22 protein-coding genes and 1 tRNA gene are annotated in these 22,517 nt (G+C 65.7%); 9 read left to right on the forward strand and 14 right to left on the reverse strand.

The features are described 5' to 3' along the window. Positions 1-189: 189 nt before the first annotated feature. The 8 genes from FB460_RS04470 to FB460_RS04505 all read left to right on the forward strand — a co-directional run bounded on the left by FB460_RS04470 (position 190) and on the right by FB460_RS04505 (position 8,489). Positions 190-1,491 carry a sensor histidine kinase gene (locus FB460_RS04470; protein ID WP_246044293.1) on the forward strand — a complete coding sequence of 434 codons (1,302 nt, stop codon included), beginning with the start codon at positions 190-192 and terminating at the stop codon, positions 1,489-1,491. Further along, positions 1,488-2,165, forward strand: a complete 678-nt coding sequence (locus FB460_RS04475) for a response regulator (protein WP_142092867.1) — start codon at positions 1,488-1,490, stop codon at positions 2,163-2,165. The genes FB460_RS04470 and FB460_RS04475 overlap by 4 nt, the downstream gene beginning before the upstream one ends. 81 nt (positions 2,166-2,246) lie before the next feature. Continuing rightward, positions 2,247-3,152 (forward strand): ABC transporter ATP-binding protein, encoded by a 906-nt coding sequence (locus FB460_RS04480; RefSeq protein WP_142092868.1) that lies wholly within the window; start codon positions 2,247-2,249, stop codon positions 3,150-3,152. Then, entirely contained in the window at positions 3,149-3,889 is a 741-nt protein-coding gene (locus tag FB460_RS04485) for an ABC transporter permease (RefSeq protein WP_142092869.1), read from the forward strand. The genes FB460_RS04480 and FB460_RS04485 overlap by 4 nt, the downstream gene beginning before the upstream one ends. A 1-nt stretch (position 3,890) precedes the next feature. After that, on the forward strand, positions 3,891-4,640 hold the full coding sequence (locus FB460_RS04490; protein ID WP_142092870.1) for an ABC transporter permease: 750 nt from the start codon (positions 3,891-3,893) through the stop codon (positions 4,638-4,640). A gap of 92 nt (positions 4,641-4,732) precedes the next feature. Next, positions 4,733-5,695: an L-lactate dehydrogenase gene (locus FB460_RS04495; RefSeq protein ID WP_142092871.1), complete on the forward strand. Its 963-nt coding sequence runs from the start codon at positions 4,733-4,735 to the stop codon at positions 5,693-5,695. A 298-nt stretch (positions 5,696-5,993) separates the two neighbouring features. Beyond that, on the forward strand, positions 5,994-7,394 hold the full coding sequence (locus tag FB460_RS04500; RefSeq protein WP_211345826.1) for a YjiH family protein: 1,401 nt from the start codon (positions 5,994-5,996) through the stop codon (positions 7,392-7,394). Positions 7,395-7,577: 183 nt separating this feature from the next. Continuing rightward, the gene (locus tag FB460_RS04505) at positions 7,578-8,489 is read left to right on the forward strand and encodes an ABC transporter ATP-binding protein (RefSeq protein ID WP_142092872.1); all 912 of its coding nucleotides are present in this window, start codon (positions 7,578-7,580) and stop codon (positions 8,487-8,489) included. Between the two features lie 78 nt (positions 8,490-8,567). Here the strand turns inward: FB460_RS04505 and FB460_RS04510 are convergent, their stop codons facing one another. From FB460_RS04510 to FB460_RS04535, 6 genes are all read right to left on the reverse strand, one after another. Further along, positions 8,568-10,052: a peptide MFS transporter gene (locus tag FB460_RS04510; RefSeq protein WP_142092873.1), complete on the reverse strand. Its 1,485-nt coding sequence runs from the start codon at positions 10,050-10,052 to the stop codon at positions 8,568-8,570. Positions 10,053-10,250: 198 nt separating this feature from the next. Next, the gene (locus FB460_RS04515) at positions 10,251-10,619 is read right to left on the reverse strand and encodes a HepT-like ribonuclease domain-containing protein (RefSeq protein ID WP_211345827.1); all 369 of its coding nucleotides are present in this window, start codon (positions 10,617-10,619) and stop codon (positions 10,251-10,253) included. Then, positions 10,616-11,056 carry a helix-turn-helix domain-containing protein gene (locus tag FB460_RS04520; RefSeq protein ID WP_142092874.1) on the reverse strand — a complete coding sequence of 147 codons (441 nt, stop codon included), beginning with the start codon at positions 11,054-11,056 and terminating at the stop codon, positions 10,616-10,618. The genes FB460_RS04515 and FB460_RS04520 overlap by 4 nt, the downstream gene beginning before the upstream one ends. 216 nt (positions 11,057-11,272) lie before the next feature. Continuing rightward, entirely contained in the window at positions 11,273-11,650 is a 378-nt protein-coding gene (locus FB460_RS04525) for a VOC family protein (RefSeq protein WP_142092875.1), read from the reverse strand. Positions 11,651-11,652: 2 nt separating this feature from the next. Next, on the reverse strand, positions 11,653-12,456 hold the full coding sequence (locus tag FB460_RS04530; protein WP_142092876.1) for a MerR family transcriptional regulator: 804 nt from the start codon (positions 12,454-12,456) through the stop codon (positions 11,653-11,655). 80 nt (positions 12,457-12,536) lie between these two features. Further along, positions 12,537-12,612 (reverse strand) — tRNA-Ala (locus FB460_RS04535). 157 nt (positions 12,613-12,769) lie between these two features. Between FB460_RS04535 and FB460_RS04540 the strand changes: the two genes are divergently transcribed. Then, a complete protein-coding gene (locus FB460_RS04540; protein ID WP_142092877.1) occupies positions 12,770-13,423 on the forward strand; it encodes a TetR/AcrR family transcriptional regulator in 654 nt (217 codons plus the stop codon). A 4-nt stretch (positions 13,424-13,427) separates the two neighbouring features. Here the strand turns inward: FB460_RS04540 and FB460_RS04545 are convergent, their stop codons facing one another. From FB460_RS04545 to FB460_RS04580, 8 genes are all read right to left on the reverse strand, one after another. Next, entirely contained in the window at positions 13,428-13,928 is a 501-nt protein-coding gene (locus FB460_RS04545; RefSeq protein WP_246044238.1) for a MarR family winged helix-turn-helix transcriptional regulator, read from the reverse strand. Then, positions 13,925-14,839 carry a 4-(cytidine 5'-diphospho)-2-C-methyl-D-erythritol kinase gene (locus FB460_RS04550; RefSeq protein WP_142092878.1) on the reverse strand — a complete coding sequence of 305 codons (915 nt, stop codon included), beginning with the start codon at positions 14,837-14,839 and terminating at the stop codon, positions 13,925-13,927. The genes FB460_RS04545 and FB460_RS04550 overlap by 4 nt, the downstream gene beginning before the upstream one ends. Next, a complete protein-coding gene (gene rsmA / locus FB460_RS04555; RefSeq protein ID WP_142092879.1) occupies positions 14,836-15,684 on the reverse strand; it encodes a 16S rRNA (adenine(1518)-N(6)/adenine(1519)-N(6))-dimethyltransferase RsmA in 849 nt (282 codons plus the stop codon). Before rsmA ends, FB460_RS04550 begins: the two co-directional genes overlap by 4 nt. Continuing rightward, on the reverse strand, positions 15,678-16,496 hold the full coding sequence (locus FB460_RS04560) for a TatD family hydrolase (RefSeq protein ID WP_246044294.1): 819 nt from the start codon (positions 16,494-16,496) through the stop codon (positions 15,678-15,680). The genes rsmA and FB460_RS04560 overlap by 7 nt, the downstream gene beginning before the upstream one ends. Before the next feature lie 160 nt (positions 16,497-16,656). Further along, entirely contained in the window at positions 16,657-17,868 is a 1,212-nt protein-coding gene (locus FB460_RS04565) for an RtcB family protein (RefSeq protein ID WP_142092881.1), read from the reverse strand. 358 nt (positions 17,869-18,226) lie between these two features. Continuing rightward, on the reverse strand, positions 18,227-18,751 hold the full coding sequence (locus FB460_RS04570) for a hypothetical protein (RefSeq protein WP_142092882.1): 525 nt from the start codon (positions 18,749-18,751) through the stop codon (positions 18,227-18,229). A gap of 358 nt (positions 18,752-19,109) precedes the next feature. After that, complete coding sequence (locus tag FB460_RS04575; protein ID WP_211345828.1) at positions 19,110-19,721, reverse strand: hypothetical protein; 612 nt, start codon at positions 19,719-19,721, stop codon at positions 19,110-19,112. Between the two features lie 206 nt (positions 19,722-19,927). Further along, the gene (locus FB460_RS04580) at positions 19,928-22,468 is read right to left on the reverse strand and encodes a DEAD/DEAH box helicase (protein ID WP_142092884.1); all 2,541 of its coding nucleotides are present in this window, start codon (positions 22,466-22,468) and stop codon (positions 19,928-19,930) included. Positions 22,469-22,517 lie beyond the last annotated feature (49 nt).

Here is a 22,517-nt window from a genome sequence, read left to right on the forward strand (position 1 = left end):
ACCTTTTCCTTCTTTCAATTTATCTGAAACATCAGGAGGTGCCGGCACCTCCTGCATGGCGCATTCCGACGCATCGCACACCCGGCTCCCCCCTGGCCCGCCCACCCCAGTACGACGTGCAACCCCGCCCCGGGCCCGGCACAATCGGTCACCAGCCTGCAGGTCCACATGTGGAGGGAACCGGTGACGATGCACTCCCCCGGCACGGACGCGACCAGCGATCCCCAATCCCGGCTCCGCTCCACCTGCACTCCCCCACCCCGCACGCTTCCATCTACGCAGGGCCCCTCATTCGAGCGGTGGCGGCAGCGGCATCCGCGGTTGGTCGATGCGCTGGTGATCGGGGCATTGGCGTCGTACAACGTCCTGAGCCTCCAACTCGTGTTCGTCTGGGATGGCTGGCCGTCGGGGATCGGCACCACGGCAGCGTCGATCATGCTGTTCATCGCCTACGCCCTGCGACGGAACCGCCCGTGGACGTGTTTCGCAGTGGCGCTGCTGGTGGCCTTCACGCAGCTCGCCTTTCTCGATGTGCCGCTGGTGGCCGACGTCGTCCTGGTGTTGATGGTCTATCACTTGGCGACGCGTTCGAGCTGGAGTGCGTCACTTGGCGCGTGCATCCCCCTGTGGGTGTGGATCCCGCTGATGGCCCGCCCTCTGTTGGACCGGGGGTGGATGCGTATCGGCGACATCCTCACGTTGTCGGTGGTGGTGCTGTGGGCCTGGACCTGGGGCACGCTCACCCGAGTCCGCCGCGCACATGAACACAGCCTGCTCGAACGCGCGGAGGACCTGCAGCGGCAACGCGAAACGCAGGCCCGCTTCGTGGCCGTGGCCGAACGGACCCGGATCGCCCGGGAGATGCACGACATCGTGGCCCATGGTCTGGGGGTGATGGTGGTCCTGGCCGACGGTGCCGCCAAGACCGTCGACACCGACCCCGACCAGGCCCGTCACGCCATGGAACGAGCGCGGGACACCGGCCGCGATGCGCTGGGCGAGATGCGACGCATGCTGGGGATCCTGCGTTCCGACGACGAAGCCGACCTGACCCCACAACCCGGCCTGTCCCAACTCGATCGCCTACTGCGTCAATCGCGGGACGCCGGGCTGCCTGTCGAACTGACCGTCGACGGCACTCCGGCGCCTCTGCCCGATGGTGTGGATCTGGCGGCATACCGGGTGATCCAGGAGTCCCTCACCAACGTGCGCAAACATGCCGACCTCGGCGTCACGCGCGTCGCGATCACGGTGTCCTATCGTCCCGATGTGGTGCGGATCCACGTATGGGATGACGGAACCGGACCGGCCGGGACCGCCACCTTGGCCCCCGACGATGGTGGCGGGTCACGCGACCGCGTGGGAGGTTGTGGACACGGCCTCGTCGGCATGCGCGAACGTGTCCACGCCTATGGCGGCACGGTGCGGGCCGGGCCGCGTGATCCCCATGGTTTCGAGGTCGTCGCCGAACTGCCGAGAGGAGCATCATGACCATCCGCCTCCTGCTGGTCGATGACCAGGAGATGTATCGCATGGGGTGCTCGATGATGCTGAAGAGTCGACCCGAGTTCGAGGTGGCGGCCGAGGCCGATGACGGCGACACGGCCCTTGACGTGCTGCGGAACACTGCGATCGATGTGGTCCTGATGGACGTGCGCATGCCCCGACTCAACGGCGTCGAGACGACCCGACGCATCTGCGCGGCCGGTGGCCCACCGGTGTTGGTGCTGACCACCTTCGATCTCGATGAGTACGCCTTCCAGGCCCTTCGCGCCGGAGCCAGCGGCTTTCTGTTGAAGGACGCTCCCCTCGAGGAGTTGGCGACAGCCATCCAGCACGTGCATGTCGGCGACGCGGTGGTGGCCCCACGCGTCACCAAACGGCTGCTGGGTCACTGGATGGACGCAATGCCTCCCGTTTCCTCGCCGAGTGCGTCCCAGGACGTGGCGTCGGCCCTCGATCCGTTGACCACCCGGGAACGTGAGGCCCTCGAACTGGTGGCCGCAGGGCGTTCCAACCGTGAGATCGCCCGCGATCTCGTCATCGCCGAGGGGACCGTCCGCATCCATGTCAGCAACATCCTGACCAAGTTAGGGCTTCGGGACCGTGTGCAGGCGGTGATCTTCGCCTACGAGCACGGCCTCGTCGGCACCGGGGACCGCTGAGGGGCGCCCTATGCAGAATGCAGAGCAAAGATAGGCGCTCTGTCAGAGGCGTGATCATGGCGTTCTCGCGACGCTGGAGACATGTCATCCATCGTCGCCACCACTGATCTGACCAAACGCTACGGATCGACCACCGTCGTCGACGGGCTGGACCTTGCAGTGCCCGAAGGATCCGTCTACGGGTTCCTGGGGCCGAACGGCTCGGGCAAGTCGACCACGATGAAGATGCTGCTGTCGCTGGTCCAACCCACCAGCGGCGAGGTGCTGCTCATGGAACGTCCGATGAATCGCGCCACCCGGCGCGGCCTGTTGGCGCATGTCGGTTCGCTCATCGAGGCCCCGCCCGGGTACGGGCACCTCACCGGGCGGGAGAATCTGCGCCTGGCGCAACGCCTGCTCGGATTGAGCGAACGGCAGGTGGATCAGGCTGTGCGCACGGTTCGGCTGCAGGACCACCTCGACAAGAAGGTGCGCAACTACTCCCTGGGCATGAAGCAGCGTCTCGGGATCGCTCTGGCCCTTGCTCGGGAGCCCCGACTGCTCATCCTGGACGAGCCCACCAATGGGCTGGACCCGGCCGGGATCGAGGAGATCCGTGAACTGATGCGCCGCTTGGCCAGCCGGGGGACCACCATCATGGTGTCGTCACATCTGCTCGGGGAGATCGACAAGACCGCCACGTTCCTGGGCATCCTGTCGCAGGGGCGGCTGATCTTCCAGGGCAGCCGCGCCGATCTCTTCCAGGCCGCCACACCCGATGTGGTGCTGCGCTGCTCCGATCCGCCAGCCGCCCACCGGCTCCTCGCAGCACGGGTCCCCTCAACGCTCACCGGGCAGGAGCTGCATCTGGCCGGGCTCGGCGATCATCACGTGGCCGCCTGCGTCGACACCCTGGTTTCACACCGCATCGGCGTGTTCGATGTGCGACGCCGGGAGCAGTCCCTGGAGGACGTGTTCCGCGATCTGACCGCGGGAGGACGCCTGTGACCGCGATCGTCAACGAGTTCACCAAGATGCGCGGGTTGCGGCTGTGGCCTCTGCTGGTAGCCATGGTGTTGGTCGTCTTCGGGGGTACTGCGCTCGGCATCATGTCCGACCCGGAGTTCGACCCCGGAGCACCGGGTGCCTGGAATCATCCGCTCATGGGCGCAGCCATGGCTCTGACCATGTTCTCGCCGTTGTTCGTCGCCGTGCTCGCCAGCCGGCTGGTCGATGCCGAACATCTCGCCAACGGGTGGTTGTTCTCGGCGACCACGGAACTGCCGGCCGGACGTCTGTGCCGGGCCAAGGTCGTGGCCCTCGGCATCCTGCTGGTGGCCACCACCGGCACGGGCTACCTCGCGGTCCCGACGCTGGGAAGCCTGGTCGGCATCGAGGTCCCGTTCCCGCTGGGACGCTGGCTGGGGTACGGCTGCTGTGCCATGGTCATCGCCGTGGCGTTGCTGGCTCTCCATGTCCTGATCGCCGCACGGTTCGAGGATCAACTGGTGGGGCTCGGCATCGGAGTGCTGGGGCTGCTCATCGCTGCGGCATCCCAGTTCTTCCCTACATGGGCGGGCCACCTGCTGCCGTGGTCGTACTACGCACTGATCATCCCCGCGGGCTACACGGCCGACGCCCTCGCCGAACTGCCCCTGTCCTACCCCAGCATCGCGGCGCTGGGATGCGTCGTCACGGCGTTGTTCCTGGCCGCCACCGGCCGACTCGACCGAAAGGAACTCTGACATGCGCACCGTGCGTGCCGAAACCCTGAAGCTGCGACGCTCGACCGCATGGGTCGTGGTCCTGCTGCTTCCCGTGGCGGTGGCGTTCATGGCCTGCCTGAACACCTTGACCTCGGGCGAGCCACTCGAGGACGGCTGGCACACGCTGTGGGTGCGTGTCGCCGGATTCCATGCACTGTTCCCGCTCGCTCTGGGCGTGGCGCTGTTGGCGTCGCTCATGTGGCGGCCCGAACACAAGGGTGGCAACTGGAACGCGTTGATGGGTGGCCCCACCACCTCCGGAAGCATCGTGTGGGCCAAGACGGTGACACTGTGGTTGCTGACCCTGACGATGCAGGCGGTGCTGCTGGTGCTCGTCGTCGCGGTGGGCAGGCTGGCGTTCGGGCTCGACGGGTTCCTGCCCGGCCAGTACCTCGTGGCGACGGTGGTCTCGGGAATCGGCGTCCTGCCATTGGTGGCCCTGCAGTCGGCCCTGTCGCTGTTCGTGCGGTCATTCGCCGGGCCGGTGGCGATCGCGCTGGTCGGGGCGGGCGCGTCGGTGGTCGCACAGCAAATGGCCGGTGATCTCGCACTCCTCTCCCCCTACTCCGTGGCGACGCGGACGCTGCACCTGTCATCGGGCGTGTTCGGCGATGCCGGCACGCTGGCTCCTGGGATCGTGACGCTGCTCGTGGGCGCCTCGCTGGCATGGCTGCTGGTCATCAACACCGTCGGAGCCCGGGTGCTGGACGGCCGGGACGTGCGCGTCTGAGGGCGCGTCGACGCCCGACCGGCAGACAGTGACCACCGGGCCTCGGGCCCGAGGCCGCATGAAACGCTGGCCCCAACCCTGAGGAGGCCAGAATGTCCACGTCGTCCCCCAAACTCGCGGTCGTCGGTGCCGGAGCGGTCGGCAGTTCCTTGGCATATGCCTGCCAGATCCGTGGTTCGGTCCAGCAGATCGCCCTCTACGACATCGACACACCGAAGGTCGAGGCCGAAGCCAAGGACCTCATCCACGGCACCCAGTTCACCCCCGTCTCCCAGCTCGTCGGCAGTTCGGACATCACCGTGGTGGCCGACGCCGACGTCGTCGTCATCACCGCCGGGGCCAAGCAGAAGCCCGGGCAGACCCGGCTCGATCTCGCCGATGCGAACGTCGCGATCCTGCACGCAATGCTGCCCGCGCTCGTCGAACAGGCTCCCGATGCGGTCTACGTGTTGGTCACGAATCCGTGCGATGTGCTCACCTGGGCGGCCCAGCACATCACCGGCCTGCCGCGCGGCCGCGTCATCAGCAGCGGAACCCTGCTGGACACGTCCCGACTGCGACGTCTGGTGGCCGAGGTGGCCGGCGTCCACCAGTCGAATGTGCACGCGCTGATGCTGGGCGAACACGGCGACAGCGAGTTCCCGGTCTGGTCGTCGGCCACGATCGGGCAGACGCCGTTGCGCGACTGGCTCGTGGACGGCGAACCAGTGTTCACCGACGCCGTCCTCGAGGATCTCAGCGCCTCGGTGGTGCAGGCCGCCTACGAGGTGATCCAGGGCAAGGGCGCGACCAACTATGCGATCGGTCTGGCCGGCGCCCGGCTGGTGGAGGCCATCATCACCGACCAGCGCACGGTGCTGCCGCTCTCCAGCGTCCTGGACGACTACCGCGGCGTGAGCGATGTCGCACTGTCGGTGCCCAGCGTGGTGGGACGCGGAGGCGTCAGCGAGGTACTGGAGGTGCCGATGTCCCAACACGAACGCACCAGGTTCCAGGCATCCGCCGAGCAGGTCCGCGCAGCCTGCGACCGCTTCGCCGACGAACCCACCGGGTGAGCGGCCCGCAACCGGAGCCGCCACCAAGAGGCGAAGAACCGGCACGGGAGCCTGCGGGCTCGCCGCCTCGCGTCAGGCCGGAGGCAGGGCTTCGGAGAGAGCGCGGCGCCAGGGGTCGAGGTCCCATCCCTGTTCGGCGATCCAGGACGGCACCGGATGTGGTTCGGCAGAGAGCCGGTGCAGCATCGATTCGGCCCCGCCGGATCACCGCGAAGAAAGGGGCACATGTGCGACACCGAGTCACCCCAGCGAGCGCGTGGCGGAGGCGTCGACAGCGAACAAGTGAGACAATGCCCCGGTGTCTTCACCCAGTACCACCACCAGCGACCGCCGGCCGGCCCCTCGAGGCAGTGCGCTGCGGTTCCTGATCCCCTCCCTGATCGGCGTGTTCCTGTTCATGGTGCCGGTTCCCGACGGCACCGGATCGCCGACCATTCCGATCGCCTACGCCGCCAATGCCACCGGTGAGGTCATCGCACCGGCCATGCCGTGGCTGCTGCTGTGCCTGGCCGTGATCTCCGCCGTCGGCACGGTGTTGTATGCCACGGTGAAACCGGCTTTCCTCGACACGAGGCTCGGACGACTGTTGTTCGACACCTCGACGTTCTGGCTCGTGGTCCGACTCGTGGGGCTGGCCATCACCGCGATGATCGTGCTCGGCGTCGGCCCGGAATGGGTACGCAACGAGAACACAGGTGCGGTCATCCTCGACCTGGCGTCCCTGCTCATGGTGGTCTTCGCACTCGCCGGGCTCCTGCTGCCGTTGCTGTTGAACTTCGGCCTGCTCGACTTCGCCGGAACCCTCATGACCCGCATCATGCGCCCGCTCTTCCGGGTACCGGGACGCTCCTCCGTGGTCGGACTCACCTCGTGGCTCGGCGACGGCACCATCGGCGTGCTGATGATCAACCAGCAGTACGTCCACGGCCACTACACCAAGCGTGAGGCGGCAACGCTGGGCACGACGTTCAGCATCGTCTCGGTGACCTTCATCGTGGTGATCCTGCAGACGCTCGGCCTGGAGCACATGTTCGCGCCGTTCTACCTGACGCTGATCATCGCCGGTCTCATCACCGCGATCATCATTCCCCGGATTCCTCCCGTCTCCCGGATCCCTGATGAGTACGTCGAGGATCCGGTCCCCGAACCCACCACTGCGCGCGCATCGGAGGAGGCCTCCGCGGAGGAAACCGATGGCACGGAGCGTTCACTGCTGTCGAAGGCTTGGGCGAGTGCCCTGGACCGGGCATCGACCGTCCGCGTGCGCGATGTGGTGAACAGCGGCGTCTCGAATGCCCTGGAGATGTGGCTCGCGGTGATCCCGATCATCATGGCAGTGGGCACGATCGCGGTGATCATCGCCGAATACACCAGTTTCTTCCGGTACCTGGGCATTCCATTCGTCCCGGTGTTGGAGCTGTTCCAGGTGCCCGAGGCCGCCGCCGCGTCGGAGACGATGGTCATCGGTTTCGCCGACATGCTGCTGCCGGCCATCATCGGCGGCAGTATCCAGGCCGAGATCACCCGCTTCATCGTCGGCGCCCTCGCGGTGACCCAGCTCATCTTCATGTCCGAGACCGGCGGCATGCTGCTGGCGTCGAAGATCCCGCTGAAGTTCCACCACCTGGTGATGATCTTCCTGCTGCGCACCCTCATCGGCCTGCCGGTGATCGTGGCTCTGGCCCACCTGTTCTACTGACGCCTGCCGGCCCCTGAACGGCACCGCCGACCGGACTTCTCCAAGAACCCGGGCTTCCCCCGAAGACTTGCCCCACGCCACCAAATAAGCCTAGCCTTACCTAATCGCGCGGGGTGCGGTTTCCGCGATCCCCGCCGAGCCCACGGCAGGTGGGCACAGACCCGGATGAGAAGGACCTGGCGCATGACGACGAGCCTCCACAACCCCGCCACCGATCATTCCGCGACAGCGGTCGATGCGCCCACCCGGGTGAATCACGCGTCCCCGGCCGCACAGCCTCGTCTCCAGATCGAGGACGCCACGATCGGCTACGACACCCGCGTCATCAGCGAGAATCTGTCAGTGCAGATCCCCGACGGGTCGTTCACCGTGATCGTCGGCTCCAATGCCTGCGGCAAGTCGACGCTGCTGCGCGCCCTGTCTCGACTGCTGAAGCCGTCCAGTGGCTCGGTGATCCTCGACGGGCGGACCATCACCGCCTACAAATCGAAGGAGGTCGCCCGCCGGGTCGGGCTGCTTCCGCAGTCCTCCATCGCGCCGGAGGGCATCACGGTCGCCGACCTCGTGGCGCGCGGCAGGTTCCCCCACCAGAGCTTCATCAAGCAGTGGACCGAGGCCGATGAGACCGCCGTGCTCGAGGCCATGGACGCCACCGGCGTCGCCGAGCTGTCCGACCGATTGGTCGATGAGCTCTCCGGCGGGCAGCGGCAGCGCGTGTGGGTGGCCATGGCCCTGGCGCAGGACACCTCGATCCTGCTGCTGGACGAACCGACCACGTTCCTGGACATCACCCATCAGATCGAGCTGTTGGAGTTGTTCACCGACCTCCATGAGCAGGGCCGCACCCTCGTCGCGGTGCTGCACGATCTCAACCACGCCGCCCGCTACGGCACGCACCTGATCGCCATGAAGGACGGCGCCGTGGTCGCCGAGGGAGCGCCCGCCGAGATCGTCACCGCCGAGCTCGTGGAAGAGGTCTTCGGGCTGAAGTGTGTGGTGACACCCGAGCCTGTCGCCGGCACCCCACAGGTGGTGCCCCTGGGACGCGACCGAGGAGCCGGCCGGGGCGTCGGCACGGCGCGGAGCGTATCCTGATCCGGGGTGACGTCGGCCCGCTCCCCTGACGGTCATGGGAGCGAGGCCGACGCGTCAGCGTGGATGCCGACGCCAGCCTCACTCGGTGGTCGCGTGAGCGTCGGGCGTCTCCTCGGCCGCGGTTTCGGTGTGGCGATGGATCCACGGGGTCAGCAGCACGAGCACGACGGCGAACCCGAGTCCGGCTCCGCCGAGGACTCCGAAGTAGAGCGTGTCCGAGGTGCCTTCCATCGCCTGGATGGTCTGGGCGGTGATCGACTGCCCGGCGGCGGAGGCGAGCAGCCACAACGCCATGGCCTGCGATTGGAACGCCTTCGGCGCCAGCAGCGAGGTGGCTGCGAGACCGACCGGGGACAGACACAGCTCGCCGAGGGTCTGCACGATGTACACCGCGACGAGCCACAGGGGCGAGGCCAGTCCGTCGCCGGCGACCATCGACGCCGCCATCATCATCAGGAACGACACCCCGGCCAGCCCGAGCCCGACGGTGAACTTGTGCCCCACCCGGATGATGCCGTCGGTGCGGACCCACAGCCAAGCGAACAGCGGCGTGAGGACGACGATGGTGAAGGGGTTGATGGACTGGAACCACTCGGGGTTGATGGTGATGCCAAGCCAGTCGAGTTCGGTGCGGCTCTTGGCGAACGTGGTGAGCGTCGACGCAGCCTGCTCGAAGATCATGAAGAACAACATCGCGGCGATGAACAGTGGCACGAACGCCTGCAACCGATGCCTCTCCCCCGGCGTCACCTTGGCCGAACGGAACATCGTCACGAACAGCGCCACCGGCGTGATGAGGCAGATCAGGGAAATGGCGTCGATGATCGCTCCGAGGGGATCACCTTGGATCACCGCGATGATCGCGTACAGCACCATGACGCCGGCGATCACCATGCCGACCTTCTTCCAGGCATCGACGCGATCGGCGGCGTCGATCATCGGGTTGGCCGGGGTCTCGCCCACATGCTTCAACAGGCCACGACCCCACAGGAAGGCGATGATGGCCAGCAACATGCCGAATGCTGCCGCGGAGAAACCGGCATGGTACCCCCACCGCACGCGCAGGAAGCTCACCGCCCACGGAGCGACGAGCGAGCCGATGTTGATCGACATGTAGAAGATCGAGAACCCCGCCGAACGACGCTTGTCCTCGGGCGTGTAGAGCGCCCCGACCAGGGCTGACGGGTTCGGCTTGAAGACGCCCGAGCCGACGGCGACCAGCACGATGCCGAGCCAGCTCGCCGGCGCCCACGGCACCGCCAGCGCCGTGTGCCCGGCGATGATGATGAACGAGCCGAGTAGGAGCGTCTTGCTGGTGCCCAGCAGTCGGTCCGCGATCCAGCCGCCCGCGATGGAGAACAGGAACACCGACGCGCCGTAGATCGACACGACGGCCTCACCCATCGTCTCACCAAGCCCCAGCCCGCCATCGGCGACCGTCGCCGTCAGGTACAGGAGAAGGATGGCGCGCATTCCGTAGTAGCTGAATCTCTCCCACAACTCTGTGCCGAAGATGATGCCGAGCGCGCCAGGGTGACCGAAGAACCGCCGGTCCTGCTGCATGATGACCTCAGATGGACTCGATTTTCACATGGTCGGGCGCAAGATTACTGCGCCGTACCGGCATCCGTCAGGGGGCGTGCCGCATTATTCCTGCGGAAATTCGATCGAACGCGTGGCATTTCCCACACTTCATCGCCACATGGAAGCATTTCTGCGGGAACAACGCGGTGCGCCATGCCGCGTCCCGGCGAGTCGAACTCATGCATCCTCGCGGTCCTCAAGCAGGTCCTCGACATGCTCACGCAGATCGGCGGCATGCACCGAGACGACCTGCCACACGATCTCGTGGTCGATGGCTTCGTAGTCGTGGGCGATCCGGTTCCTCATCCCGATGGCCCGCCGCCATGTGGGTTGTGCGGCGCGCTCCTGCAAGAAGTCCTCGGGGAGTCGACGCACCGCCTCGCCCAGCTTGAGGACCAGCGAGTCCGCCGCGAGGTGGGGCACGCCCAGCTCGGGGTCGCTGTCGTACCAGTCGCGCCCACGGCCGGCCAGGGCCTCCGCTCGTCGACACAACCGCACGACATCCTCGAGCCTACGGCGGGTCTCGGCGGGCAGAGACGCGTTCACAGGGCGACCGCCGTGCGGGCGATCTCGTGATCGGCAGAGAGTGAGCGGGAGGTGACGATGTCCACGCCTCTGCCCAAGAGCGTTTCCAGCTCTGCGGCAGCATCGATGATGTCGAGCAGATCAAGGTCGGGGGCGGCATCCACGAGCAGATCGATGTCGCTGTCGGGGCGGTCCTCGCGTCGAGCGACGGAGCCGAAGACGCGCGGATTGTGCATGCGATGACGATTCAGCACGGCGATGACCGCGTCATGGTGCCGCTCCAGCGCGACCTGTGCCGAAGGCCGCAATGCGGCCTCCAGACGCTCGAGGGTCGCCGGCGAAGGACGGCGCCGACCGCGCTCATAGGCCGCGATATTGGGCTGCGGCACACCACTGCGTTCAGCAAGCTGAGCCTGGGTGAGCCCCGCTCGCAGGCGACGTGACCTGAGATCGTCCATGAGCCAAATATAGTGCGCGATATATCGCCCTGCTGCGGAAAGGGAGAAACTCCGCAAGGGTGAACACTCGCCGCGCCCCTCGAATACCGCGGCAGCTGTATCGCAGCACTTTCCCGAGCCCCGCGCAGCCCTTCAACCAAGCAGCCCTTCAACCAACCTGTCCGGCCAGTGCACCTGGGGCGTCAACGGTCATGGAGAGAATGCGGGTCCACCCTGTCACGGGGCCGAAGAAGGGCGTCCGATGTCGAAGAGATTGCCCTCCGGGTCGCGGAGGGTGACCCATTCGACGCCGTACTCATCAAAGTGGGCGACGCGTTCTGCCCCGAGATCGACTGCTCGTGCCACGGCGGCGTCGAGGTCGTCGGCGTGCAGGTCGAGGTGAACCGGATTCTTCACCATGCGCCTCTCCCCCTCGACGCCCAGAAAGAGAAGCGTCGGCCCCTTGGCCGAGGGATCGTGCACCGCACCGATGGAGGCGAAGTACTCATTGGCACCCGGTTCGATCGGCCGGTCCAGTAGCTGCGACCAGAAGGTGGATTGGGCGGCGACGTCACGGCAGTCGAAGGTGATCGCGGTGATGGTGGGGGCAGTCATGGTCATTCCCTTCCAGGGGCATCGGTGCGGGTGGGTGGATGTATCGGCCAGTGGAGTTCAGATCTCCATGTGTGTGGGTCCGGGGATTCCGATGGGCTGATCAGGTAGTGCTCACGAACATCGGTGGCGGTGTCGGGTGTGAGGTGGTGGTGCACCTGTGCGCCCAGTGCGGCGTAGGTGGCGCGGAACGTGTCGTAGGCACCGTCGTGGACGGCCACGGCGAAGTGCCCGCCCGGCAGGACGGTGGCGTCGGGCGTCTCCTGCGGCACGGGCAGAAAAGCCGTGACCGTTCCCCTGCCCTCGGTGAAGAATTCGTTCGCGTAGAAGGCACCTGGCGTCCCCGTCACCCCGTTGGCCGCAGCGACGAGCTGCGGGTAGGTCTCCCCGAACCACGCGGAACACTCGCGGAGGGACAGCTCGGCGCTCGCCATCAACACGTGTCGGTGAGTCACCCATCGCACCGCGAACGGCACGTCGGGGAAAGCACCCAGCAGATGCGTGGCTCGCGCGACACGATCCCGGGCTGCCTCCAGATCGGCGCGGGTGCGCCCCAGCGCGTCGGCGACGAGTTGTGTCCGATCCTCCGCCGAGCCGAGGATGCGTCCGATCTCCTGCAGCCCCACGCCGGAGTCACGCAGCGTCGCCAACACCACGGCGTCGGCCACCTGATCGGGTGAATACCAGCGGTAGCCGGTGTGCTCATCGATACGAGCAGCCGTGATGACGCCCGTGTCGTGATAATGACGCAACCGTTTGACGGTGAGGCCGGTGGCCTGAGCGAACTGACCGATGCTCATCAACTGCATGCCGACAGTCTGCGCCCTCCCATCGTGGGAGGGTCAACGGCTCGATGCCGACATCCCTGAGGCATCAGGATCGTCATCTCTGGTGGAGCTAAGGGGATTCGAACCCCTGACCTTCTCATTGCGAACGAGACGCGCTACCAACTGCGCCATAGCCCCATGTCCTTTGGACATCTGTAAATATTACACCTCAGCCCAACAGCCTCCAAACCATTGCCCTACCCTGCGGCTTCACGTCCCTCACTCCGCCACCGGAAGAGAACAGAACCCGCAACCCTCCGGCCCGCGTCTCAACGGTGAGGCAGAATGGTTCGCGATGAGCAAGTCCCGTCGCGTCCGAATGTCCAGCCAAGAGCGTCGTGAGCAGTTGATCGATGTCGCCCGTGGGCTGTTCGCCGATCGCGGCTACGACGGTACATCGGTGGAGGAGATCGCAATGACCGCGCGGGTCTCCAAACCCATCGTCTACGAACATTTCGGGGGCAAGGAAGGTCTCTACGCCGTCATCGTCGACCGTGAGATGCAGAGCCTCCTGGGGAGCATCCGCAGCACCTTGGCCGACACCACCGCGTCCGAACGCGAACTCGTCGCCCAGGCTGCCGATGCACTGTTGGAATACGTGCAGTCCGAGAGCGACGGTTTCCGTATCCTGGTCCGCGATTCGCACGTGGGTGAAACCACCGGAACCTTCGCCGGCATCCTCAGCGAGGTGGCTTCCCGCGTCGAAGATCTCCTTGTGTACCACTTCCGGATACGCAAGCTCGACCCCAAGACCGCCCCCATGTATGCCCAGATGCTGGTCGGCATGGTGGGCCTCACCGGCCAGTGGTGGCTGGACCACCGCCATCACAAGAAGGAAGAGGTCACCGCTCACGTGGTGAACCTCGCCTGGAACGGCCTTCGTGGGCTGGAGAAGACGCCACCGAAACTGCCGTCGATGACACCCGAGGAACGCTCGGACCACACCTGAACGGTCAGTGCGTTCCGGGGAATCCCAAAAGAAGTTGGCGCAGCAGGCCGGCCAGTTCATCGCGCTCGTCCGCTTCAAGGGACTCCAACATCGCCGTCTCCGACGACAACAGGTCAGACATCGCTCCATCAACACGCTCGCGCCCGGCGTCGGTCAATCGCACATGCACACTCCGGCGATCCTCCGGGTCCCGGTATCGCGAGACCAACCCGCGCTCGACCAACCGATCCACACGCGTGGTCATGGTGCCCGAGGTCACCAGGGTCTCCACCAACAGTTGTTTGGGCGACAGCTCGTAGGGGCGTCCGGCCCGCCGCAGCGCGGCCAACACGTCGAACTCCCAAGCAGTCACATCATGACCGGTGAAGGCGTCCTGACGCGCCCGATCCAACAACCGGCTCAGCCGCGACACCCGCGACAACACCGACATGGGTGACACATCCAGATCGGGACGCTCCCTCGCCCAGTCGGCGACGATGCGGTCGACGTCATCGGTTTCGCTCACGCATGCTCCCGGATGATCTTGGCCCCCGGTACGGGGCCATGCACACGTCGCACCCCCACGATCCCCGGCTCCGCCACCAAGGCCGCCGAGACCCGCACCGCAGCGTCCTCGTTACGGCACAGAAAAGCGCACGTCGGCCCAGACCCACTGACGATCCCCGCCAGCGCACCGGCACGCTGCCCCGCATCCAGAATTTTCTGCAGATCCGGACGCAGATCCAACGCGGCCTCCTGCAGGTCATTGCGGAGCGTCGACGCCAGATGCTCCACGTCACCGGCGGCGAGGGCGTCGATCATGGCATCGGGCACATCCACGTCACGACCATCAGGTACGAGCTCGTCGAAACGTCCATACACCGCAGGGGTGGACAGTCCCCCCTCGCTGAAGGCGAGAACCCAATGGTGGTGCCCTCGTTGCATGATCGGCATCACATGATCCCCGCGCCCGGTGCCCAGTGCCACCCCACCCAGAAGCGCGAAGGGAACATCCGACCCCAGTTCGGCGGCATGGCTGCGCAGCTCTTCGGCGTCCATGCCCAGACCGGCCCATTCATTGACCGCCAACAACGTCGCCGCAGCATCAGCAGACCCCCCGGCCATCCCCCCGGCGACCGGGATCGATTTGCGGATCTCCAGATGAACCCCGGGCGCGGGCAGCGTGTACCTCGCTGCCAGGAGCGCAAAGGCCTTGGTCGCAAGGTTCTCCGGCCCGACCGGGACCGCGTCGACGCCCTCCCCCACGATGTTCAGGTTCACTTCATCGGCGGGCCACAGGAGCACTTCGTCGAACAGGTTGACCGCTTCGAACACCGTCCCCAACGGATGGAAGCCGTCGTCGGCGCGCGGCCCCACGCACAGGGCAAGGTTGATCTTGGCTGGTACGCGCACGCGTACCACTGCACTCGTCGTCACCCGCGTAAGGCTAGCTGCTCGGCGATCGCCGCGAACTGGGTGATGGTCAGACGCTCCCCACGGGCCTGCGGATCGACGCCGGCGGCCTCGATCGCCTCGGCTGCCGCGGCCGATGAACCCGCGATCGACGACAACGCCGACCGCAACATCTTGCGCCGTTGGGCGAACGCGGCATCCACCACGCGGAACACGTCCTCACGAGAGGCTGAGGTGCTCGGGGGTTCGCGTCGTGTGAACCGCACCAGCCCGGAATCCACATTGGGCACGGGCCAGAAGACCTTGGGCGGAACGGTCCCGACACGGCTCGCCTCGGCATACCAGGCAAGCTTTGCAGACGGGACGCCATAGGTCCGCGAGCCGGGTTCGGCGACGAGCCGATCGGCGACCTCCAACTGCACCATCACCAGCCCACGCCGGATCGACGGTGCCCGAGCCAGCAGATGCAGGATCACCGGCACACTCACGTTGTAGGGAAGGTTCGCCACCAAAGCAGTGGGTTCACCGGGCAGGTCGGTGACAGCGAGCGCGTCGGACTCGATCACCTCGAGATTCGCCGCATGCTCGGGCATGAGCTCCTCCGCGGTGCGTGGGAGCCGCTGCGCCAAGGACGTTTCGATCTCGATGGCCAACACGTGCGCAGCCTGTTCCAACAGTCCGAGCGTCAACGATCCGAGGCCCGGCCCCACCTCGACGACACGGTCGGTCGGATCCAGCTCGGCCAGTTGCACGATACGGCGCACGGTGTTGGCGTCGATGACGAAGTTCTGGCCGCGCTGTTTGGTGGGGCGCAGATCGAGTTCTTCCGCCAGAGCGCGGACGCGCGTGGGATCGAGGAGGCTCACCACGCACCGCCGTATGCGGCGAAGGCATTGTCGGTGAGCCGCTGGCAGAACTCCTCGAGCGGTTCCTCACGAAGGTCGGCGAGGAACCGCACGGTGTGCGGCATCACGTAGGACGCGTTGGGGTGGCCGCGCCATGGGACGGGCACCAGGTAGGGGGCGTCGGTCTCCACGAGGATCCGGTCGGCGGGCGTGACGCGGGCTGCCTCCCGCAGGGCCTCATTCGCCTTGTAGGTCACCGGCCCCGGGAACGAGAGCCAGGCCCCCCGCGCCACGCATTCCCGCGCGAAGTCCGCGTCTCCGGAGAAGCAGTGCATGATGATGCGCTCGGGGCAGCCCTCGGCGTCGAGCACCTCGAGGATGTCGTCGTGCGCGTCGCGGTCGTGGATCACGAGCGTCTTGTCATGTTCCTTCGCCAGCGCGATGTGTGCCCGGAAGGACCGCTTCTGCAGGTCGTGCCCTTCTCCGGCCTTGGTGCGGAAGTAGTCCAGACCGGTCTCGCCGATGCCACGCACCTGTGGATCCCCCGCCAGTTCGGCGATGGCGGCGATGGCGGCGTCGAGGCCGTCCCCGAGGCGGGCGGCTTCATTGGGGTGGAGCGCCACGGTGGCGATCACCTCGGGATGCTTCCGTGCGATCTCCACGGCCCAGCGGGACCCGTCGACGTCACAGCCGATCTGCGCCAGCCTGGTGACGTTCACCTCGGCGGCCTTGGCGAGCGCTTCGGCCACCGGCAGAGCGGCGACATGCTCGGTGGTGTCGAGGTGGGTGTGTGAATCCACCACGGGGACGGGAAGGGCTTCGGGCATCGTGGGCATCTCGGACTTCACGGGGCCAGTCTGCCAGTCGTCCTGCCGGAAGTGGGCGAGCATGATCGCGCTGTTTTTTTGGAGGGAGCACTTCGGGTGGTGTGGACAGCACAGCCCTCATCCGGCTGCCTGTCGCACACCACCCGAAGCCGCTCACCCCGTCAAGCCACTAGCCCTTCACGCAGAGCACCGTCTGCAACCGGGCCACGACATCGACCAGATCGCGCTGCGCGTCGATCACTGAATCGATGTCCTTGTAGGCCGCCGGGATCTCGTCCACGACACCCTCATCCTTGCGGCATTCCACTCCGGTGGTCTGCTGCGCAAGATCCTCTGCGGTGTACGAGCGCCGCGCCTGACCACGCGACATCCGCCGCCCCGCACCGTGCGATGCCGACTCGTACGACGCCGGATTCCCCAGCCCCCGCACGATGTACGACCCGGTACCCATCGAACCGGGGATGATGCCCAGATCACCGGCCCCGGCACGGATGGCGCCCTTGCGAGTCACGATCAACTCCGTCTCGTCGTAGGTCTCGACGGCGACATAGTTGTGGTGACACTTGATCGGCTCCTCGAACCCGATGCCCTCGATGCGGTGCTCCAGTTCGTCACACACCGCCTGCAGCATCACGTCACGGTTGAGCAGTGCGTAGGCCTGGGCCCACCACAGGTCGGCGAGATAGGCCTCCATCTCCGGTGTTCCAGCGAGGAAGACGGCGAGATCCCTGTCGACGATCCCCTGGTTGTGCTCCAGTGCCTGTGCGGTCTTGATGTGCACGTTGGCGAGCTGGTTCCCGATGCCCCGCGAGCCCGAGTGCAGCGTCACCCACACCCGGTCATCGTCCCCCACGCAGAGCTCGATGAAGTGATTGCCGCCACCGAGCGTCCCCACCTGGCGGATGGTCTTGTGCTCCGACTTGCTCCGCACGAGGGACCGCGCGGTCTCCCCCGCTCGCAGGTTCGTGAATCCCTGCATCTGTTCCTTCAGCCGGGCAGCAAGGTTGGCGTGCCGACCGATCATGCGTGGCTCATCGCGGTGCGCGGCGAACCCGACCGGTACGGCGCGTTCGATCCCCAAGCGAACCGTGCCCAGATCATCGGGAAGCTGATCGGCGCGCAGCGTGGTGCGCACGGCCGTCATGCCGCAGCCGATGTCCACGCCGACCGCCGCCGGAGCCACCGCCTGCTCCATGGCTATGACCGACCCCACGGTCGCACCGAAGCCGTAGTGCACATCGGGCATGACACGCACACCGCGCGTCCACGCCAGTTGTGCGACATTGCGGATCTGCTGCCGTGCAGACTCCTCGATCATCGCCTCATCGGCCCACATCAAAGTGTTGTCGGTGCCGCTCAACGGCACCGGATAGGTGTCCATTCCTTGTCCTTTCTCATGGCCCCATCGGGGATTGGAAGGACGCAGACCCACTCCACCGCGGCATGCGGCTGTCTGGGGTGATACGAGATGCGTGGGAGGAGAGGTCTGGTCCGAAGCTCAGAGCTGCTGCTCGGAGCGCTGACGCTGGCCCGACGGCAGCGCGAAGCGTGCTTCGGTGAAGAAGCGTTTCGCAGCCATCATCAGACCTCTCAACTCGATCGATGCCGAACGGCACCGATCGTCAGTGTCACACAGCCCATCAACAGGGGCAACTGCTCGACAGGGGCAACTGCGGGGTCTTCTCGCAAAAGGGCCGTCTACAGCGACTCATGAGGGAAGATTTCCCTCAAGTGCCCGCTCAAACGGCCCTAATGCGCCACCACCCCCAGAACGGCACGCAGATCCCGAGGCAGATCAGCAGATAGCGCAGCGGTCGGCTCGTCGCGGTGCCGCCATAACGGATCAACTCCTGCACGCACAACGCCGGAAATGCAGAAAAGACGCCAAGCGTCCAGGCCACGGTCCCTGCGAAGCCGAGCAACCACAGCGCGTCGGTCGTCCCAGTCCCTTCCTGCGTGAAGACCCCGAGCCCGACTGCGGCAACCAAGGGAAGGATGAGCAGATGCCCCAAGGCCCACCACCGCCACCAAGGCCCCATCCCCAATGGGCGCAGCACGCCGGCCACCAGTTGCGGAAGACCACCGACGGCGATGACCGTCCATGTCAGCAGCAGATCGCCGGGGCCAGACACACCAAAGAACGGTGCAGCGAAACTCATGGCCAAGATCGTCTTGGCACACCAATCAAGTACCCGATCGATGCGACCGCGTGAAGCGACGATCGGAGGGTCCGGAATCAGCGGGATCCGCAGGATGTCGCTCACCCCATCCTCCCGAACGACAACACCCGCATCATCCGACGCACCAAACCTCGACGGAATGATCAACCTCCGCGAAACGGTGGCAGTTCGAGATCCGCAATGCGGTAGCAAGCAGGGTCAAGGACTTCTCGCAAGCGCGCGTGTAGTCGAGCTGCCACACGCTCATACACCTCACCCTCCCATTCGGCATACGTGCTCCAACCGGTTCGAGGGCTCCACCCCTTTTGAAACATCGCGTCCCACGCTTGGAGATCCTCGCGAAACTCCTCAGGCAGTTCACTCCATGGATCCGCAACTTGCCGAGGTTCCCACGTCAACGGCATGAACGGACGATCCTTCCCGCTGCGTAGCGTAACCGTGATCACAATGCCCACTCCTGCCCGCTTCCCCGAATCGGCCAAAGATCCACAACCACTGCGGCTCCAACCTCTTGTTTCAGACGACGTCCCAACCGTGCTGCCATCCGCGCGTACAGACGGCCCTCGAAACTCTCCTTCCACCCTGGATCGCTGATGAACCGGTCTTGAAACAGGTCATCCCAAACAAACAGGTCATCCCAAAGTTCCTGACTGATCGCCACGGGATCAAGGCCTTGTCGCACTGGCGGCTTGACCATAGGCTCGCTCACCAGTACCCACGCCGACTTGGCCGCGCTTCCCTCACTGTCCACCGTATGACTAAGAATCGGCCATAGATCGATGACCAGCGAGCAGTTTGGCCCTAGTGCATATTGAGCCCGACGGGCCAAACGGCAGGCCATCCTCCGATACAGACGGCCCTCGAAACTCTCTTTCCACCCTGGATCGCTGATGAACCGGTCTTGAAACAGGTCATCCCAAACAAACAGGTCATCCCACAGATCCCGACTGATCGCCACATCAAAATCCACAGGAGTTCCATCCTCACGCTCACCGCGAAGCGGAGGTTTACTCAGGAACTCGGGGCCAAACCAGACCCGAATCTGTTTACCCATCAGCAGGGAAGTTCCCGGCTTCGACCCGACGCGACCTCGGGTCATGCCACTCACCCGTCACAGTCTTTCCATCCCAATAGAGGAACCCTCTCTCGAAAGCTTGAGTTCGATGATGGGAGGGAGCCCCCTTCGGATGAGTCTCCCCACTCGTGGGATAGCCAAAGCGGCTACGTTCCCATCCATCCCGGGACCACGCTTCGCAGTTTTCATCCCATCCTCCCGAACGACAACACCCGCACCACCGCGGTTCCTTCGGCCTCGGACGCCTCGATCAGCACTTCGGCGTGGATCTGCCAGTCGTGGTTCCCCTCGGGGTCGTGGATGATCTGTCGGACCTCCCACCGGTCCGGCCCACGATCGATCGCCAACAGGCCAGGGCCGCGGGCATCGGCATCCAGCAGCACCTCGGTGTGTTCGTCGAAGTAATCACCGCATGCGGCGTCCCAGTCCAACTCCCCCATCACCACATCGACGTCGGCGCGTTCACACATCTCGGCCTCGATGTCGGCGAGGTCGCCCCACCGGTCCTCGGCCACCAACTCGACCTTCCGCCACATGAGGTTGCGCACCATCGCGGTGAACACCCGCGTGTTCCCGGTGATCGGACGTGGCGGAGCGGGGGGCTTGCCCGCCGCGGCGGCCTCGGCGGCCCGAGCCACAGCTTCCGGATCGGTCAGCGCCTCCCACTCGTCCAGCAGCGACGAGTCGGTCTGCCGCACCGTTTCGCCGAGCCACTCGATGACGTCCTCGAGCTCCTCGGTGCGAGCGCTCTCGGGCACGGTCTGCCGCAAGGTGCGGTAGCAGTCGGTGAGATAGCGCAACACCACACCTTCGCTGCGGGCCAATTGGTACTGCGAGATGAACGAGGTGAAGTCGAGTGCCTGCTCCCACATGTCCCGCACCACGGCCTTGGGAGCCAGCGCATCGGCATCGACCCAAGGGTGGGTCTTCACATACGCGAGCATCGCGTACTCCAGATGCTCGGCAAGCGGCTGCGGCCACTCGATCTCGTCAGCGGCTTCCATGCGCTCGAAATAGTCCATGCCATCGGCCTTCATCTCACCGATGGCCTCACCCTTGGCCTTCTTCTTCTGCGCGATCAACACCGGCATGGGATTGTCGAGCACCGCTTCGATCACCGAGATCACATGCAGGTGGTATTCCGGGTCCTCACGATCGAGCGCCCGGATCACCTCCACGGCGAACGGCGCCAGCGGTTGGTTCAGAGCGAAGTCGTCCTGCACCGCATCGGTCATGCGGCAGCCGCGCTCTCCCGGACCGGCGTCGGGGATCTTCACCAGCACACCGGCGTCCAGCAGCCCGCGCGTGATCGAGATCGCCCGCCGCGAGAGCCGACGCTGCGTCTTGGCGTCGGAATGGTTGTCCTGCATCAGCGCCTTCATGCGCACCCACGGGTCGCCGGGGCCCTCCACCACGTTGAGGATCATCGACTCGTTGACCCGCATCCGCGACTGCAACTGCTCGGGCTCGGTGGCCTGGAGTTTCTCGAAGGTCTCCTCCGACCAGCTCACGAACCCCTCGGGGGCCTTCTTGCGCTGCACCTTCTTCAGTTTCTTGGGGTCGTCGCCGGCCTTGGCCAGCAGCTTCGCGTTCTCGATCTCGTGCTCGGGGGCCTGACACACCACGTAGCCGACGGTGTCGAACCCCGCCCGGCCCGCGCGACCGGCGATCTGGTGAAACTCCCGCGACTTCAGCCGGCGCTGCTTGGCGCCGTCGAACTTGGTGAGCCCGGTGAACAGCACCGTGCGGATCGGCACGTTGATACCGACGCCCAGGGTGTCGGTTCCGCAGATGACCTTCAACAGCCCGGTCTGGGCCAACTGCTCCACCAGCCTGCGGTACTTGGGCAGCATCCCCGCGTGATGGACGCCGATACCATGCCGCACGAGTTTGGACAGGATCTTGCCGAACCCCGGGCCGAAGCGGAACGCGCCGATCTCTGCCCCGATCCGTTCACGTTCCTCTGCATTCAGGAGTTTCAGCGACGTCATCGACTGTGCCTGCCGCGCCGCATCGGCCTGCGTGAAGTGCACGACGTACACGGGTGCCTGCTGGGTGCTCACGAGCTCGGCGATCTTGTCGTGCAGCGGATCGACCGACCACGAGAACACCAACGGCACCGGTCGTTCGGCGTTGTCGACGACCGCCACCTCTCGACCGGTACGACGCTTGAGATCCTCCTGCAGCCACTCGGTGTCGCCCAACGTTGCCGACATCAACACGAACTGTGCCTGGGGCAGCGTCAGCAGCGGCACCTGCCACGCCCAGCCACGGTCGGGCTCGGAGTAGAAGTGGAACTCATCGGCCACCACCTGGCCGATATCGGCTTCCTCACCCTCGGCCAGACCGATCTGGGCGAGGATCTCGGCGGTGCAACAGATGATGGGGGCATCGGCATTCACCGAGGCATCACCGGTGATCATCCCGACGTTGTCGGCCCCGAATACCTCACACAGTGAGAAGAACTTCTCACTCACCAGCGCCTTGATCGGTGCGGTGTAGAACGACACCTTGTCCGACGCCAACGCAGCAAAGTGCGCCGCAAGAGCCACCAACGACTTTCCCGAACCAGTCGGCGTCGCCAGCACCAGATGGTTGCCGGTGAAGATCTCCAACGCTGCCTCGTCCTGGTGCGGGTAGGGCGTGATGCCCTGCTGAGCGGCCCAAGCGTGGAAGTGCTCGTAGAGCGTGTCGGGATCGGCGGGGACGGCATCGGTGAGCTTCACACCTCCAACCCAACCACACCGGCTTCATCGAAGCCGTCGCATAGGTCGC

Source organism: Propioniferax innocua (assembly GCF_006716235.1).
Lineage (GTDB): Bacteria > Actinomycetota > Actinomycetes > Propionibacteriales > Propionibacteriaceae > Propioniferax > Propioniferax innocua.